Origin of the sequence: [Erwinia] mediterraneensis, assembly GCF_900604315.1 — a bacterium.
GTDB lineage: Bacteria > Pseudomonadota > Gammaproteobacteria > Enterobacterales > Enterobacteriaceae > Pantoea > Pantoea mediterraneensis_A.
This window is the reverse complement of record NZ_LR026979.1, coordinates 1-15,512: the sequence shown is the minus strand read 5'-3', so window position 1 is coordinate 15,512 and position 15,512 is coordinate 1. Positions and strand designations below refer to the sequence as shown.

At 55.3% G+C, this 15,512-nt stretch carries 15 protein-coding genes and 1 pseudogene; 3 read left to right on the top strand and 13 right to left on the bottom strand.

What is annotated here, in order from left to right; all coding sequences use genetic code 11:
• Nucleotides 1–71: 71 nt before the first annotated feature.
• From treY to E0E17_RS18350, 6 genes and pseudogenes are all read right to left on the bottom strand, one after another.
• Complete coding sequence (gene treY, locus E0E17_RS18375) at nucleotides 72–2,606, bottom strand: malto-oligosyltrehalose synthase (RefSeq protein ID WP_130835625.1); 2,535 nt, start codon at nucleotides 2,604–2,606, stop codon at nucleotides 72–74.
• Complete coding sequence (gene treZ, locus E0E17_RS18370) at nucleotides 2,603–4,390, bottom strand: malto-oligosyltrehalose trehalohydrolase (protein WP_130835624.1); 1,788 nt, start codon at nucleotides 4,388–4,390, stop codon at nucleotides 2,603–2,605. Before treZ ends, treY begins: the two co-directional genes overlap by 4 nt.
• A 380-nt stretch (nucleotides 4,391–4,770) precedes the next feature.
• A pseudogene (locus tag E0E17_RS18365) lies at nucleotides 4,771–5,678 on the bottom strand (Rpn family recombination-promoting nuclease/putative transposase); the annotation flags it as partial.
• Between the two features lie 182 nt (nucleotides 5,679–5,860).
• On the bottom strand, nucleotides 5,861–6,877 hold the full coding sequence (locus E0E17_RS18360; RefSeq protein WP_130835623.1) for a zinc-dependent alcohol dehydrogenase family protein: 1,017 nt from the start codon (nucleotides 6,875–6,877) through the stop codon (nucleotides 5,861–5,863).
• 275 nt (nucleotides 6,878–7,152) lie between these two features.
• Complete coding sequence (gene cspE, locus E0E17_RS18355; protein WP_130835622.1) at nucleotides 7,153–7,365, bottom strand: transcription antiterminator/RNA stability regulator CspE; 213 nt, start codon at nucleotides 7,363–7,365, stop codon at nucleotides 7,153–7,155.
• Between the two features lie 479 nt (nucleotides 7,366–7,844).
• Nucleotides 7,845–8,150 (bottom strand): hypothetical protein, encoded by a 306-nt coding sequence (locus E0E17_RS18350; RefSeq protein WP_130835621.1) that lies wholly within the window; start codon nucleotides 8,148–8,150, stop codon nucleotides 7,845–7,847.
• Between the two features lie 125 nt (nucleotides 8,151–8,275).
• On the opposite strand from E0E17_RS18350, the gene E0E17_RS18345 reads away from it, so the two are divergent.
• On the top strand, nucleotides 8,276–8,578 hold the full coding sequence (locus E0E17_RS18345; protein ID WP_130835620.1) for a hypothetical protein: 303 nt from the start codon (nucleotides 8,276–8,278) through the stop codon (nucleotides 8,576–8,578).
• Nucleotides 8,579–8,717: 139 nt separating this feature from the next.
• Nucleotides 8,718–9,059, top strand: a complete 342-nt coding sequence (locus E0E17_RS18340; protein ID WP_130835619.1) for a Rossmann-fold NAD(P)-binding domain-containing protein — start codon at nucleotides 8,718–8,720, stop codon at nucleotides 9,057–9,059.
• Here E0E17_RS18340 and E0E17_RS18335 read toward each other — a convergent pair.
• Nucleotides 9,056–9,709, bottom strand: a complete 654-nt coding sequence (locus tag E0E17_RS18335; RefSeq protein WP_130835618.1) for a TetR/AcrR family transcriptional regulator — start codon at nucleotides 9,707–9,709, stop codon at nucleotides 9,056–9,058. The genes E0E17_RS18340 and E0E17_RS18335 overlap by 4 nt on opposite strands.
• Nucleotides 9,710–9,925: 216 nt before the next feature.
• Here E0E17_RS18335 and E0E17_RS18330 point away from each other — a divergent pair, with 216 nt between their 5' ends.
• On the top strand, nucleotides 9,926–10,666 hold the full coding sequence (locus tag E0E17_RS18330; protein WP_130835617.1) for an SDR family NAD(P)-dependent oxidoreductase: 741 nt from the start codon (nucleotides 9,926–9,928) through the stop codon (nucleotides 10,664–10,666).
• 39 nt (nucleotides 10,667–10,705) lie between these two features.
• On the opposite strand, the gene E0E17_RS18325 is transcribed toward E0E17_RS18330, so the two are convergent.
• The 6 genes from E0E17_RS18325 to E0E17_RS18300 all read right to left on the bottom strand — a co-directional run bounded on the left by E0E17_RS18325 (nucleotide 10,706) and on the right by E0E17_RS18300 (nucleotide 15,344).
• A complete protein-coding gene (locus tag E0E17_RS18325) occupies nucleotides 10,706–11,863 on the bottom strand; it encodes an epoxide hydrolase family protein (protein WP_130835616.1) in 1,158 nt (385 codons plus the stop codon).
• Nucleotides 11,864–12,087: 224 nt separating this feature from the next.
• Nucleotides 12,088–12,411: a hypothetical protein gene (locus E0E17_RS18320; protein WP_130835615.1), complete on the bottom strand. Its 324-nt coding sequence runs from the start codon at nucleotides 12,409–12,411 to the stop codon at nucleotides 12,088–12,090.
• Between the two features lie 11 nt (nucleotides 12,412–12,422).
• Nucleotides 12,423–12,959, bottom strand: coding sequence for a nuclear transport factor 2 family protein (locus E0E17_RS18315; protein ID WP_130835614.1), 537 nt, complete (start codon nucleotides 12,957–12,959; stop codon nucleotides 12,423–12,425).
• A gap of 94 nt (nucleotides 12,960–13,053) precedes the next feature.
• Nucleotides 13,054–13,830 carry a molybdopterin-binding protein gene (locus E0E17_RS18310; protein ID WP_130835613.1) on the bottom strand — a complete coding sequence of 259 codons (777 nt, stop codon included), beginning with the start codon at nucleotides 13,828–13,830 and terminating at the stop codon, nucleotides 13,054–13,056.
• Complete coding sequence (locus tag E0E17_RS18305) at nucleotides 13,827–14,663, bottom strand: cytochrome b/b6 domain-containing protein (protein WP_130835612.1); 837 nt, start codon at nucleotides 14,661–14,663, stop codon at nucleotides 13,827–13,829. Before E0E17_RS18305 ends, E0E17_RS18310 begins: the two co-directional genes overlap by 4 nt.
• A 45-nt stretch (nucleotides 14,664–14,708) precedes the next feature.
• Nucleotides 14,709–15,344 (bottom strand): hypothetical protein, encoded by a 636-nt coding sequence (locus E0E17_RS18300; protein WP_130835611.1) that lies wholly within the window; start codon nucleotides 15,342–15,344, stop codon nucleotides 14,709–14,711.
• Nucleotides 15,345–15,512: the final 168 nt, after the last annotated feature.

Below are 15,512 nucleotides of genomic sequence, written 5' to 3'. Positions count from 1 at the left end.
TGATCCCTCTTCATCAAAAGTTCAGATTTCACGCAATAAAGTGGTTTATGACCTTTTCAGCTACAGAGCACTCAACCACTCAGGATTATCACAGACAGATAACTCTTGACTGATCCTCCATTGATCTCCCCGGACAGGCTTATCTCTTCTCCTGTCAGTACGTCGCGATAACGACGGTTAGCAAGCTGATCAGGCAGGGCGATAGCCGTCTCTTCCCAGAGTTCCGCCTGCGGCAGGGGCAGGTTGCCATGCAGTGCGTGGGAGACAAGACGCGGCAGGATAACGATCAGAGCCGCATCCTGATCTGCCCGGGCGAAGGCGAGGATATTTTCCGCGCGCTTCCCTGTGGCGGCGAGTGGCAGGTAGTCGCCATGGCGAAACAGCGTCGGCTGCTGCTGTCGCACCTGCAGCAGCTGCGCGATAACGTGCTGCTTCAGTCGTCCGCTCAGCCAGTGCGTTTCATTGTTAAAATCCGGCTTTTCGTCGCCAGACAGCATGGTTTCAAGCAGGGTAAAATCGGGTTCACGTCGGTTGTCAGGATCCACCAGGCTAAAATCCAGCGCCTCGCTGCCCTGATAAATATCCGGCACGCCAGGGGCCGTCAGCTTCACGACCGTCTGTGTCAGGCTGTTCACCAGACCGGCACGAATAAAGGGCTGCAGGGCAGTGATAAAATCGCGCAGAAAAGCCTGATTATCGGGTGACAGCAGATGACGCACATAATCAAGCACGGCATTTTCATAATCCGCGTTGCTGTCGGCCCAGTCGGTGCGTTGTTTCGCTTCGCGCAGCGCTTTTTCCACATAGGGCAAAAAACGCGCTTCCAGCGCCTGCAGGCCAGCAGCGTCCTGGGGTTGTTGCGTCGTAGGCCAGACGCCGGCCAGCGCCTGATAGAGCATCCACTCCACAGCCGGTTCCGGTGCCGGGCCATCATCAAGTTGCGCAATCCTGGCTTTGTTCATCCCACGCCAGCGGTTAACGCAGGCGGCCCAGAGTTCCGGCGCTTCGGTGATGGCATAGAGCCGGGCGCGGGCATCTTCGCCGCGTTTGGTATCATGCGTCGAGGTGCCCGAAAGCGCATCCGGTTGCCGTTCAAGGCGCGTCTGCATCTCCTGATGGAAGCTGTCGGGCGAGAAAGCGGGCGGCACCGGCTCGGCACCGACTTCATTCAGCGCCAGTGCCATATTCAGGCGGAAAAACAGCGTATCTTCCACCGATTTTGCCATCAGCGGTCCGGTCAGCTGCTGGAAGCGGGTACGGAAGGTGGCCGCATCATGGGCAGCAGATTCAGCGACCTCACCAGTGAGCACGCGGGTAAGGAAATCCAGCGTGGCAGAATCAGGCGCATGAGCGCTGTTTCTGACATTTTCAACAACCTGTTGCAGCATCTCCCTGCCGGCTGGCGGCATGCCCGCAGGAGTGCCATAGGTGCGGTAGACCGGGAAGGCGACCAGCAGCTCGCGCAGCGTGGTACGCGCCGTTTCCTCGTCCAGCGTTACCTTCTCCGCCTGGGCCAGACGCATGATCAGCTTCAGCAGTGAAGAAAACTCTCCGGCAAAGTTACGGGTTGCCATCAGCATCTTGGCAGCACGCAGTTCAGCTTCCACATCAACCGCTTTGCCCGTCACTGCTTCATACGCTTTATGTAGTGCCCCGATCTTCTTGCCATCCACCAGCGCGCTGGAGAGCGAGGCGATAAATTCATAACCGGTAGTGCCGGAAATCGGCCAGTCCGTCGAAATATGCTCGCCTTTGCCGAGAATTTTTTCGACGGTGATATAGCACTCCGGCCCGGCCTGCTGACGCAGTTGCTCCAGATAGCCTTTCGGATCGGCCAGCCCGTCGACATGATCAATGCGCAGCCCGTCGACCACACCAGAATGAACCAGTTCAAGGATCAGGCGGTGGGTGGCATCAAAAACGGCTTTATCTTCGACCCGAACCCCGACAAGACCGGTTATCTCGAAGAAACGGCGATAAGAGAGATTGCGCGCCGCCTCGCGCCAGCACATCAGTTGCCAGGGCTGACGATCGTGGAGTGCGGCGATCTGCGCGTTGTCGCGCAGGTTCAGCACCTCTGTCTCGCGCCCCTGCCAGCTTTTCGGGGTGAGCGGGTAATAATTTTCGTAACAGACGAGAGCAGGTTGGCCAGTTTTCGGGTCAGGCTTAACGCTGATTTCGCCCTTTTCCAGCTCATTTTCAAACGTATCGCCAAGGAAAGGCAGTGTCAGGCGGCGCGTCCAGTCGATATCGAAATAGCGGGCGTAGCGGCTGTTTTCGCCATGCTCAATGACATCGCGCCACCAGGCGTTTTCCAGCGAAGCAGCCATATGATTGGGAACGATGTCGAGGATCAGGCTAAGCCCCGCTTGCTTCAGCGCTGCCGCCATGCGATCAAAGCCTGCGCGTCCGCCGATAGAGGGATCGATTTCATTGGCGTCGGTAACATCGTAGCCGTGTGTCGAGCCCGCGGTGGCGGTGAAGATCGGCGAGGCATAAAGATGACTGATGCCGAGCTGCTTCAGATAGGGCACCAGCGCAGCCGCACGATCGAAAGTCATGCCGTTACGGAACTGAATACGGTAAGTCGCAGTTGGGATATTCATTTTGTCTCCCCCGCGTCCAGACGCACCACAATGGCATTCTGCCCCAGCGTCTCTGCCGCCTGCGGCCAGGCAAAAAGGGTTTCGCCAGGCAGATCGGGCAGCGGCTGTGATTGCTCACCCACATTCAGCGCCATTGACAGGGTGCCCTGCGGGAACGTCCAGCTGACGGCAAGGAACCCTTGCGCAGTTTTTATCACTTTTCCTGCGTTGCCGCCGGCCGTAGTCAGTAAGGGCACGATATATTGCTGACGCAGCGCCAGCAGCTGACGGGTTAGCGCCAGCCAGGCCGCACCTTCCTGACTGTCTGGTTTCTGCCAGTCCAGTTTTGACATCTCAAAGGTTTCCGGGGCGTTGGGATCGGGCACGCTTTCACCTTCATGCCCGGCATGACCGGCAAACTCTTTCGCACGTCCCTCACGTACCGCACGGGCGAGATCGCCATGGAAATCGGTGAAGAACAGGAAGGGATTTGTTTCGCCATACTCCTCACCCATAAACAGCAGCGGAATATGGGGCGAAAGCAGCAGGGTGGCGAGCAGTACCCGCGTCCGGTCAGCACCCGCCAGGGTAATCAGCCTTTCTCCCTGCGCGCGGTTGCCTACCTGGTCGTGATTCTGAATAAAATCCACAAAGGCGACCGGCGGCTGTCCGGCGCTTTTTACGCCGCGTTTCTCTCCGGATTGCGGCGACACCTCACCCTGATAAGCAAACCCTTCGGTCAGAATCCGGGCGACGAGCTTTTCCGGCTCATGGGCAAAGTCCTGATAGTAGGCGTGGGTTTCGCCAGTGGCGAGGACATGGATGGCGTTGTGAAAGTCATCGTTCCATTCACCGGTAAAGAGCGGCACGTCACCCGTTTCCGTACGTGGATGGAGGAAGATGACATTACGACTGTCTTCGGTGGTCAGATGAATGGGGCGGTCGGTAATTTCGGCACGGATACGCCCGGCGATCTCAATCAGAACGTGCTTGTCGGCGCTGTCTTCTATCTGATCGATGGCGTCGAAACGCAGGCCGTCAAGATTGAACTCTTTCAGCCAGTAGAGCGGAGCTTCCACAATATAACGCCGGGCAGCATCAATATCATAAGCAATACCTGCGCCCCAGGGCGTCATTCGCTCCTTATGGAAGAAGTCAGGGGCCAGCAGCGGCAAATAGTTGCCCTCCGGGCCGAAATGGTTGAGCACGATATCGAGTACGACCGACAGGCCATGGCCGTGAGCCGCATCGACAAAGGCGCGGAAATCGTCCGGCGTACCATAGGCGGAATGTGGCGCATAGAGCAGTACGCCATCATAGCCCCAGCCACGGTTACCGCCGAATTGTGAAAGCGGCAGCACCTCAAGCATGGTGATGCCGAGTTCTGCCAGCCCGGGCAGTTTTTCAATCGCCGCGCGGAAGGTGCCTTCCGGCGTGAAAGTACCGATATGCATCTCATAGACGACCGTCTCGGTCCATGGACGGCCCTGCCAGGCGCGGTTCTGCCAGGTGTAATCGTCTGGATTGATTACCAGAGAGGGGCCGTTAACGTCCGCTTTCTGGGCACGGGAAGCGGGATCCGGTACGACCGTGCCGTCGGCAAGGACAAAATTGTATTCCGTACCGGGTGAAACGCCGGTTGCCAGCAGTTCAAACCACCCGTCGCCGCTCGGGATCATCTCTTTTTCTTCGCCAGAAAGACGGAGCTTCACGCTTTCCTGACCCGTTGCCCAGAGACGAAAGCGAACGGTGCCGTCGTCTACGTATTCGGCACCCCAACTTTTATGAAATGATGTGGACTCCATTCAATGGCCTCGTTTATCCCGGAAATCAGCAATCGACCGCACCCCCGGTCGCGTGCCGGGGATGCGAGCTTCAATAACATAAATCTGTAAGCGTGAAAGGGATGCCGTAAGGGATCGGCGCTCCTCGGGTAGCCATGAAGGTGCCTGTATTCAGGCGGCATACCATGAACAATCATAGACTATGTGGCAGAAGTTGATGTGTGGCTGTTACGTGAGCTGCAAGGGAGGCTTAGCGTTCTGCTGTCCGGCATGTCCAATGAGCCGCAATGGGAGCGAGGAGGTTTTATATTGCTATGGGCTTATTAGATTAATAATCGGCGGATAAGGGCGCGGGTCAGCCGCCGATGATTTTGCTGAAGAAGCGAACGAGAAAGCGCCTTTCAGTGGCGAAGCTGCAGCAAATCCTCTTCTGGCAGACCGGTGATCTCTATGACCGTGCTGCTGTCCATACCGTTTTCCAGCATGGTGCGGGCAATTTCCAGACGAGTTTCCCGCTCACCAGGCGCTATTCCTTCCTGACGTCCGCGCTTATTGCCCATTTCTAAGCCTTTTTGCTCTAATTGCTGTGCAATGGTCATCAGTTTGACCTCATGCTGTGGCACCCGCCGGACCAGCTTGCGAATAAAGGCGTCTGCATTCGGCGTTTCTCCTGCCTGCAGCATATAGTTTACCAGCGACAGTACCTGCTGTCCGGTCATAAACTCGTTCAGCATCAGCGTTACCAGCGCTTCCAGCAGTTCATTCAGATCGCGATGGTGAATCTGTTTTTGCAACAACGTCAGGGCAGCCATGCTGCGGTGTTGCATAATCTCTTCGTCCGGGATAACGGTAATATCCACCAGCGGAAAGCCATCGCTATAAAGCGCAGCGGCCTGCTCCGGCTCGCTGAATAACTGCAGCCAGTCAGCGAATAGGGATAGGGGCTGCGCTTGCCCTGATAGAACAGAACCGGTATCACCAGCGGTAAGCTTTTATGGCCAGCGTTCAGATGGCGCTGCATGGCGTCAATGGCGTAGCGCATCAGCCGAAAGGCCATATAGCGGTCGACTGAACTCTGGTGTTCAATCAGTACGTGGATATACCCTTCTCCTGACGTAGTTTTCAGGGAATAGAGCATATGGCTGTAGTAAGGACGCAGATCTTCTTCAACAAAACTGCCGGACTCCAGCTGCAGGGTGGCGAGATCGCAAATCGCCAACAGGACAGGCGGCAGATGTAATGCCATAAAGTCGCGCACCGTATGGGGGTGAGAAAGAAAGGTTTTGAAAACCGCATCATGCGATGTGGGTGCTGCTGCGCTTCATGCTGCCTCCCTGGCGATGCCTTATCCGACAGCAGAACTTTTTCATACAAAAGAGTGGAGAGGGTACAGGAAAGATCCCGAAAAGGGATAAATTATTCGGGGAATGGATAATCCGCAGTTTCAGCCACATGAATGTGGCTGATTAACAGGTCATCCGGGTGATATCATCACCATTCAACGGTGATCTTGCCGAAGTGCGCCCCGTCCTGCTGATGGCGGAATGCACGCGGCAGTTCGGCCAGCGAGACAAAACGGTCGCTAATGACCGGACGGATACCGGTTTGATTCAGCGCGTTGACAAAATCGCGTTGCTGACGGCGGCTGCCAACGATCAAACCCTGCAGACGCGCCTGTTTAGCCATCAGCGCGGAGGTCGGAATATTCCCCTCAACCCCCGTCAGTACGCCAATCAGCGCAATATGACCACCGACCCGAACGGCATCAATGGATTGCGTCAGCGTACCGGGGCCGCCCACTTCAATCACAATATCCGCGCCTCTGCCGTTAGTCAGATCCCGAACGGTTTTGCCCCAGTCGGGCTGCGCCCGATAATTAATGATCTCATCCGCACCCAGCTGTTTTGCGCGCGCCAGTTTCTCGTCAGAGGAGGAGGTGATAATGACCCGGACCCCCATCGCTTTGGCAATCTGCAGGGCGGTAACAGACACTCCGCCAGTACCCAGCGTCAGTACCGTATCCCCCGCTTTAAGGCTGGCGTCACCGACCAGTGCGCGCCAGGCGGTCAGGCCCGCCGTCGTGATGGTGGCAGCCTCGGCATGACTCCAGCCTGCAGGCGCCAGGGTAAAATGGCTGGCGGGGCGTACAACATATTCGGCAGCGAACCCGTGTGTCCCATCACCGGGCGTCATGGCGAAATCCCCCACGGTGTCAGAGGGCTGTCCATCCTGCCATTGTGGGAAAAAACAGGAGACCACATGGTCGCCCACCTGAAACTCCGTCACGCCGTTGCCCACGGCTTCAACCACGCCAGCGCCATCGGCCATCATAATGCGCTGATCGGCGGTCGGCATCGTGCCGTTAGCCACCAGCAAATCATGAAAATTAAGTGAAGTAGCGTGAATGGCAACCCGGATTTCGCCATAGCCAGGGTCGCCCGGATCAGGCAGATCGGTAAGCTGAAGATTATCCAGTCCGCCCGGAGCGGCTAACGTCATTGCTTTCATGGTGAATTATGTCCTGTTCTGTAAGTGGAGGTGCGATTGCTGAAACAGAGCATCTAAGTGTGGATGCCAGCCAGCGTTCACTCAAGCCGGACACACAAAATGGCAAATTAGCAGATTTTACTGAAGGGTGATGACAGATAATGTCCGATGACGTGGTGATGTACGCAGAAAAGCAAAAACCCGCACAGGGCGGGTTTTGGGCGATATCGCTGTTGTTTAACTGCTCAGGCTTTTGCCATCATCGCTATTGTAAACATCAGCGCAGCGATCGCGGATTACAGTGCAGTCACGTTAGCAGCTGCCGGGCCTTTCGCACCATTTTCAATGGTGAACTCAACGTGCTGACCTTCGTCGAGTGTTTTATAAGCGCTGCTCTGAATCGCAGAGAAATGGACGAAGACGTCCTTACTGCCATCCTGAGGCGTGATAAAACCAAAACCTTTACCCGCGTCAAACCATTTTACTAAACCAGTCATTTTAACAGACATAGATATTTCCTTAATTCTTAATTGATGAGCCACTAAATGCGGCGAAGGAGGCCTGTGGAACAGAGGATAACTTACCCGGCACTTAGGAGGAGCTCACGAAGAAGAATATCTGGGGATAACCTTGAACTGAGGACTGCTTTACTAAAATTGCTTTCATAAGGTCTGTTTTCAAACCGCTGACGACATTAAGACATACCACAGTGAGTATAGCAACCTTTATTTATGAAATTATTTTCCGCCCGCGCCTGCGGCTGCTTTTTTCTGTTGAACGTTGTTCGTCTTTTTCTGTTATGGATAAACGAAGCCGTAATGGCGCAGAAGGGAAGAACTATGGTGGCTGAAATGCGCTTGAAAAATAAATAAATTATAACCCGTTGTTTAATATAACAAAATAACTCACATTTGTGAGGGTCAGGCCAGGTTTTATTTTATAAAACAGCATTCTGAGAGAAAATTGTTCACTGAGGCGTACTGTTAATTCAGGGATTAACCGGCAAACCATTAATGCCGACTTTTACTTCACAACGGTAGTCGTTCTGGTTTTTCTTACAGGTTATTACCGGGCTTGAACGATATAATGTGCCTGCTGCGCCAGATGAAACCACATATCCTTCGTAGGTTTGTGATTCAGCCAAAAAATCCCAGGCTTTTTTAGCATCACTGCCGGTTAAAGAGAGAGTCATCTGCTTATTGCCGTCATCGCCTTGCACAATTTTTACCTCAGCCCCGGATGCTGTGCTGAAAGCCAGGACGCAAAAGAAGATCGCTATTTTTGTGAAATGCATTTTGACTCCTGATATCACTCGTTAAAAAAATCACCAGCCTGAAGTTTACAACGCCTGTCAGAATCAACAGGCGCGTCCGGCAACTGTTGTGTTTTGGCAGACAACATCTAATCAAAGGGTTTTTAATGCCGCAACAACAGCATGTGCCTGAATGCCGATATCTTCTCTGCTCAGCGGCTTATTCGTATCGCCGTACGCCAGTAGAGGGCAGAGGGAATAATATCCAGTGCCAGTTCGCGATGCCTGTTTGCTGGCAATTCCCCGCAGGCGACAGCGCGATCCCGTATGGCGAGCGCCTGTTGCCGACGCACATAAGCCATGCGTTACAGCAGGGGAGCGCTTTCGCCCGCCCGGGCCTGTTCGGCAAAGAGATCAGGCAGTATGCGCTTTACCAGAGGATGGCGAAGGACACGACGCAGCATCATTAAAAAGCTCTGTATATCTTCCGGCAACGCACCCTAGTCTGAGGTACCCGTCAGTCTGAGCGGCATGGTTTCCAGCGCTTCCGCCGCAAATGCCAGCTTTGAAGGCCACCTGCGATAGATCGCCACTTTTCCAGCACGCGCTGTGCTATCCGCATTCACCACTCTGGCAGAGCAGCATCTGAATAAAGATTTCATTCTTACCGGCCCTGAAGCCCTGAGCTATGGTGAAGTGGCAGCGCGATTAAGCCACACTGTGGGCCGGAAAATTCGCCATCTCAATCTGACAATCGATGAACTTACTCATCAGCTACAGCAGTCGGGGACAGATAAAGAGTATGTTTCTGTGTTTGCCTCTCTTGATGGCGATATTGCCTCAGGCAGCGAAGATCCGCAGGCGTCGACAGGCATGCCGCCGGGATCGCTGGAAGCTTTATTGAGCGCGAGCGTTATTGCTGGCAGAGCTCATACACCCGGCAATATTTAACCGCGCGTTCTGGCATCCCAGCCCGCCATGGTGACCTGCACCATCGCCTCCAGCTCATCATAGCTGACGCCATCACGCGCCAGAATCGACATGCCATTCTGCACGCTCTGTACAAAGCGTGCCAGGGCAGAGACATTGGTCGCTGCCGGAAGCTCGCCTTTGTCGACAGCCTGCTGCAGGCAACTTTTCATGCGCTCAAAAGTCACCGCCCGGATGGCCTGCACATTTTCTCCCAGTTCCACATGCCCTTCACTTCCCACTGCGGAGAGCGTGATCATACAACCGCAGGGGATGTTGCCGGCGTTGCCGGTGAGTGAGCGGGCGGAATCGAGCAGAAATGCCTGCACGGCTTCGCGTGCCGAGCGGGCCGCAAAGAAGTTGGCCCAGACCAGCGACTCATAATTCTCGCAGTAATAGCGTAACGCCTCAGCATACAGCGCCTCTTTTGAACCGAACGCGGCATAAAGGCTGGGTGAATTGATGCCCATCGCCTCAGTCAGTTCGGAAACAGAGGTGGCTTCGTACCCTTTTTGCCAGAACAGACGCGTTGCTTTGGCCAGTGCGGCTTCGCGGTCAAATGCACGGGGACGTCCACGTGTACGGGCGGGCGAGTTTTTAACGGCGTGTGCCTTATCTTCTGAATTCTGCATGGATCGTTATATAAACCCATTGACTCTTCTCTGCAAGCTCTCTAGTTTTTGTATCGATCGACACAGAAATACCTATGCGTATCGGAGCTGGTGAAGTGGCTGGCGCTGCGGTGAACGACGCTTCTGCGGTTATCTAAAGACCGTCATCATGGCAAACCGATCGTCAGAACGGGCTGAAACGGCCATGGCCGGGTCAAAACAGATGAGGGTTGAACAATGAGTGAGCTGCAAGGTAAACGTGCGCTGGTCACTGGCGCGTCGCGTGGTATAGGTGCCGGTATCGCACTGGCACTGGCGGCAAAGGGGGCTGACGTTGCCATTACTTATGAACATTCCGCTGATCGTGCAGCGGAAGTGGTCAGAGAGATCGAGAATAAAGGCCAGCGTGGTTTTGCTATCCAGGCGGACAGCGCTGATGCGGCAGCGGTAAAAGATGCCGTTGAAAAAGCGGTGAGTCAGCTCGGGGGGCTGGACATTCTGGTGAACAATGCGGGGATCGCCCGGCAGGGCAACTTCGGGGAAATGAGTCTTGCGGATATCGATGCGCTGCTGAATGTTAATATCCGGGGGGTGATACTGACCTCGCAGGCGGCCATTCCCCATCTTGGGAAAGGGGGGCGCATTATTACGACTGGTTCGAATACCGCTGAGCGTGTTCCGTTGGCCGGGCTGACAATGTATGCGTTAACCAAATCGGCGCTGCTCTCTTTTACTCGCGGACTGGCGCGCGATCTGGGGTCTCGGGATATTACCGTTAACCTGCTGCAGCCAGGCCCGGTTGATACGGATATGAACCCGGACAGTGGCGAATTTGCAGACAGCATTCGCCAGCTGACGGCGCTGGGTCGTTATGGCACGACAGAAGAAATGGGCGCCATCGTGGCATTCCTTGCCAGCCCGGCAGCCAGCTTTATGACCGGCTCGATGATCACTGCCGATGGCGGTTTTAACGCCTGATGAGCGGCCCCTCGCGTGGTGGCGTGAGGGGCCAGTTCTTTACTGTTCTGCGTGCCGGTAAGAGCGGAAGAAGGCCCGAATATCTGCAGCATAATGTTCGGGCTCTTCCATCGCCGTAAAATGGCCGCCAGCGGGCATTTCACGCCAGTGGCTGATGGGGTAATTTTTTTCTGCCCAGCTGCGTGGAGGTAACAGAATATCCGCAGGGAAACAGGCCACACCCGTTGGTACCTTGATTTTGGGCAGCTGAGGAAGGGAGTGAGTATTTTCATAATAAATGCTGGCAGCGCTGTCTGCCGATTCTGTCAGCCAGTACAGCATAATGTTGGTCAGCACCTCATCCCGACTGAAACGGCTGAATAAATCCCCGCCACAGTCGCTCCATGCCCGGAATTTTTCACCGATCCATGCAGCCAGTCCGACCGGGGAGTCATTTAGCCCCCACGCGAGGGTGTGCGGCTTTGTTGCCTGAATCGCCATGTAGCCGCCTTCCTCATTGATCCAGCGGGCCGCCGTCTGGCGATACAGCCGTTCTTCTTCTGTCAGCGCTTCTGGCTGGCTGTGCATCATCAGGTCCCGCAGAATACCCACGTCGGTAAGATGTATTGCCGCAACCTGTTGCGGATACAGCGCGGCCAGAAAGCGGGTAATGCCTGAACCTAAATCTCCGCCTGCGGCGGCGAAACGGGTATAGCCCAGAGTGTGATGCATCAGTTCGAACCACAGCCTGGCGACCCGGGCGTTGTTAAGTCCCGCCGTCTGAGGCGCTGACGAGAAGCCAAATCCCGGAACAGAGGGAATGATTACATCGAAGGCGTCAGCAGGATCGCCACCAAAGCGGGCGGGATCGGTCAGGTAAGGGATCACTTTCAGGTAACGCAGAAAAGAGTCGGGCCAGCCATGGGTGAGAATCAGCGGCAGAGGAGAGGGGCCCTGGCCGCGCATATGAATAAAATGGATATGATATCCATCGATCTCGCTGCGATAGTGGTCAAACTGGTTGAGTGCAGTTTCCTGTGTACGCCAGTCATACTCTTTCTGCCAGTATGCAATGAGCGGTTGCAGAAAATCCGCTGGCACCCCTTTGTTCCAGTTCGTCCCGCCTGGCTCAGCGGGCCAGCGAATGTTTTCCAGTCGGCGATGAAGATCGTCAAGCCGGGCTTGTGGAATATCAATTGTAAAACGCGCGATGGTCATTATCTTCCCCCATACAGATGGTGCCGGAAAACAACCGGTACCTGCAACGCAAGGCGCGGTACAGCATTCTCCGCGCTTGCACCTTTGTCGGGACCGCACGGCAGTACCCGCTACAAAGACCCACGCTTTTCCGGACAAGCGTGTTGTTTATTTGACAATAATCCTATCTACTGGTAGGTTGATTGCAGTTCAATAAATGCTGTGACACCTGTTGTCAACAGCTATCACTCAGTATTGCTTGTCAGACATGCATGGTGGATGCCGCGTGCTGGCAAGCCGGGCAGACAGAGGAAGGCGGCATGACGGTAATTAAACTTGTTGGTTACGTACAGCCGGTGCCTGGCGTTCAGTCTGCACTCACGGGCGAAAACGACGCTGTACGCCGTTTTGCCCTGCGGATAGCAGAAAAAATCTTCAGAGATGCTGAGCTTAATCAGACTGCCCCCTTGCTCGTCGATAAAGTGGTGATGATGCTGATCAGCGCCTCCCGCAGCGAAAATCCTGCGTCTGACCAGACGGGGATCTGCGTCTGCAGGGGTGGTACGCATCAGCCTGCCTGTCAGTCAGGAAAAAACAGCGCGTTCAGCCCCGAACGCAGCAGGTTCTGATGGTGCACTGAACCATCTACCGGCAACAGGGTGCGTTTTACAATTTTCCAGCGTCCCTGGTGTCGTTCAAGTTCCCAGCGATTCACCACGGTGCGGTGAATGCGATAACCGGTTGAGATGCCATGGTTAGGCAGATCGCGCGGCTCTCCCTGATGATCCAGATGAACAATCATCAGATAGGAGGTGACCACGGCGCTATCCCCGCGCAGATTCACCAGCGGCAATCCGGTAAAATGCGCGGGACCGCCGCGAATCGCTTCATCGTGCTCCGGTCTTTTGATAAATGCGGCGATGGCCTGTGCGCCCTGTGCGCCATCCAGTGTCGGACCGCGATCAAAAATGCCATTTTCCTGGTAAACGGACAAGGTATAGTCGTCATGTCCGCTGTCAGCACTGGGAGGATGGGCGGCAATCAGTTCATAAATAGCCAGCTTGTCTTCAATGATGCGTAGCCGGGTTTCCAGATCGGGTGAGGTCGTTGTATTCATGTGTTTACTCCACAGGTACAGGGTTACAAAAAATAGTGGTGAAGTCCTCTTCACTTTATCTGTGGGCTTACCTGAATTCACAGATAAAGCGTAGTCAGATACCGCCATACCACTCATAGCCACGATCTTCCCAGTAGCCGCCTTTGCCGCCCCAGAGATCGTCAAAACTACTCACCACCTTAATCTGCATCAGATATTTGGCATGCTTATAACCCAGCTGTCTTTCAACCCGCAGCCGGAGCGGCGCGCCGTGCGCCACCGGGAGATCCCGGCCGTTCATGCCATAAGCCAGCAGGGTTTGTGGGTGGTACGCATCATTCAGATCGATGCTTTCGTAGTAGCGTCCGCTGCCATCCAGGGTCTGCTCCAGTTCATCGGCACAGTGAAAAACCACAAAGCGCGCGCCGGGTTTCAGCCCTGCAGCATCAAGCACCAGGCCCAGCGGCACCCCTTGCCATTTGCCAATCGCGCTCCAGCCCTCCACACAATCATGGCGGGTAATTTGCGTTCGGGCGGGGAAGCCTTTGAGATCGGTAAGCGACAGGCTGAGCGGACGTTGTACCAGTCCTTCTACCCGCAGGCGCCAGTCACTGAATCCTCCTGCCAGCAGTCGCGCGTACTCTGCGGAATCGGGCATAACGGTGCCATTGGCACGAAAAACGGGTGATAAGTCGGCTTCGCTGTATTCGCGAGCCATAGCGTGCCGCCCTGATAGCCAGCGCTGGCTAAGCAGTGTCAGCTTTTCCGTCTGATCCAGCCATGTCGTGACGCTCTCGTTTTGCGTCAGCTGATCGCATCCTGAAAGCAGCGACGCGCCGGTTCCGGCCAGCAGGCCTGCCAGCAGGCGACGGCGTGAGAGGGCATATTTCATCGCTTATCTCCTTCCTCTTCGATGGCGTAGCGACCGCTGATCATGGCTTGCAGGTTATTCCAGACGCCGGAAGCCAGAACCATCGCCAGATGTACCAGTACGAACAGCACCAGCAGGCTGGCGACAATAAAATGCAGCGTGCGTGCCGAAGGGCGCCCTCCAAACAGATCGGGCAGCAAGGGAAAGGCCGCGTCGAGGGCTGGCGACATGGTCAGCCCGGTCAGCACCATCAGCGGTAGCAGAATAAAGATCACCAGCAGATAGGTGATTTTCTGCAGGGCATTGTAGTGGCGAACTTCTTCCCCCCTGGCGAAACGCAGGCGGGCGTGATTAATGATCTCCTGCCATAAATGACGCAGCCTGAGCTGACGACGCTCAGGCAGCAGATCGCGACGGAAATGGCCGCGCCAGACGCCATGCAGCAAATAAATCAGCCCATTCAGCACCAGCAGCCAGGCAAAGAAGAAATGCCAGTGGCGACCCGCCCCCAGATCCTGCCAGGAAGGCAGGGTCAGCCAGGCGGGAAAAGCGCGTGCGCGCATTTCGCCCTCCTCTTTTGAAGCCCCCAGCACGCCGGTGGTCGCGAGACGTAGCGGCCCAACCTGCACATAGCCGCGCAGGTCCTGATGCTGCTGCTCACTGCCAATCACTATCACTGGCCGATCCGTGTCAGCCCCATACTCTCCCCAGTAGAGGCGGGGGTGCGCATTGAAAATCTGTAAGCCACTCATCAGCAGGAAGGAGAGACAAAGCACGTTAATCCAGTGCGTCAGCCGCACCACCAGCGAGTGGCGATAGATCAGCTGGCGTTCAGGCTTTTGGCGATTTTTCATCGTGACCTCCATGGCCAGCCGGAAGCGAGACCGGCTGGCACCGGATTACATCGGCGGAACCACGCCGTTTTTGCCGACAATCAGCGTATTGGCCATCAGCGTATCTCCTTCGCCTTTTTGGGCCGGAACAAAGACGGTAGCGCCCGGTTTAACATCGTCCATGGTGGCCGGTGACAGTGTCACTACTGGGGTGCCTTCAGGAACAGCGATTTTCTTCTCGTGGCCATGGTACGTAACGGTAACCATGCGGTTATTCACCGACTTCACGGTATTGGCAACTGTCGCGTTGGTCATGGAACTGCCAGGTTTCAGATCCCAGCCAAAGCTGCCTTCGTTGGCTCCTTTGAGCTGGGCAGGAAAGATCAGCACTTCCAGCGCGCCGTCACCTCCACCTGATTTGGGCAGAGAAGCGATACCCACATAATCTCCCTGTTTGATATCGTTAAAGCTGGCTTTCGCGACGCCAGAAACCATCGATCCTTGTTTCATTTGAATCCTGACCTTATTGCCCTCGCGCGACTGAACGGTAAGTTGATCGCCATTGAGAGAATCAACGGTGCCGCGCACCTGCACTCTTTGTGACATGGCATCATCAGCAAGCGCATAATTCAGGCTTCCGGCCAGCAGTAACGAACCGGTCAGAGCGCAGGAAAGCAGACGGGAACGGGATAACATAGACATAGCAACTTCCTCTTTATCGCCTTACGGCGGGGTTACAGGGGGTCAGTGAGGTTTCCGGACAGTGCTGCCCCGGAAAACCCCAGGCTCAATCTCGCTATGGCTGAAAAACAGCTCATCTTTTCAGCACGTTTTTGTATCCTGGCATATCTACCTATTAGTTGGTAGGTT

Bases quoted from the DNA above. Each gene is read 5' to 3' on its own strand.
- E0E17_RS18320 (WP_130835615.1), bottom strand. From the start codon at position 12,411: ATGCGTACCACCCCTGCAGACGCAGATCCCCGTCTGGTCAGACGCAGG.
- E0E17_RS18315 (WP_130835614.1), bottom strand. From the start codon at position 12,959: ATGAATACAACGACCTCACCCGATCTGGAAACCCGGCTACGCATCATT.
- E0E17_RS18300 (WP_130835611.1), bottom strand. From the start codon at position 15,344: ATGTCTATGTTATCCCGTTCCCGTCTGCTTTCCTGCGCTCTGACCGGT.
- E0E17_RS18325 (WP_130835616.1), bottom strand. From the start codon at position 11,863: ATGACCATCGCGCGTTTTACAATTGATATTCCACAAGCCCGGCTTGAC.
- treZ (WP_130835624.1), bottom strand. From the start codon at position 4,390: ATGGAGTCCACATCATTTCATAAAAGTTGGGGTGCCGAATACGTAGAC.
- E0E17_RS18350 (WP_130835621.1), bottom strand. From the start codon at position 8,150: ATGCATTTCACAAAAATAGCGATCTTCTTTTGCGTCCTGGCTTTCAGC.
- E0E17_RS18330 (WP_130835617.1), top strand. From the start codon at position 9,926: ATGAGTGAGCTGCAAGGTAAACGTGCGCTGGTCACTGGCGCGTCGCGT.
- E0E17_RS18310 (WP_130835613.1), bottom strand. From the start codon at position 13,830: ATGAAATATGCCCTCTCACGCCGTCGCCTGCTGGCAGGCCTGCTGGCC.
- E0E17_RS18335 (WP_130835618.1), bottom strand. From the start codon at position 9,709: ATGCAGAATTCAGAAGATAAGGCACACGCCGTTAAAAACTCGCCCGCC.
- treY (WP_130835625.1), bottom strand. From the start codon at position 2,606: ATGAATATCCCAACTGCGACTTACCGTATTCAGTTCCGTAACGGCATG.
- cspE (WP_130835622.1), bottom strand. From the start codon at position 7,365: ATGTCTGTTAAAATGACTGGTTTAGTAAAATGGTTTGACGCGGGTAAA.
- E0E17_RS18345 (WP_130835620.1), top strand. From the start codon at position 8,276: ATGCCGCAACAACAGCATGTGCCTGAATGCCGATATCTTCTCTGCTCA.
- E0E17_RS18360 (WP_130835623.1), bottom strand. From the start codon at position 6,877: ATGAAAGCAATGACGTTAGCCGCTCCGGGCGGACTGGATAATCTTCAG.
- E0E17_RS18305 (WP_130835612.1), bottom strand. From the start codon at position 14,663: ATGAAAAATCGCCAAAAGCCTGAACGCCAGCTGATCTATCGCCACTCG.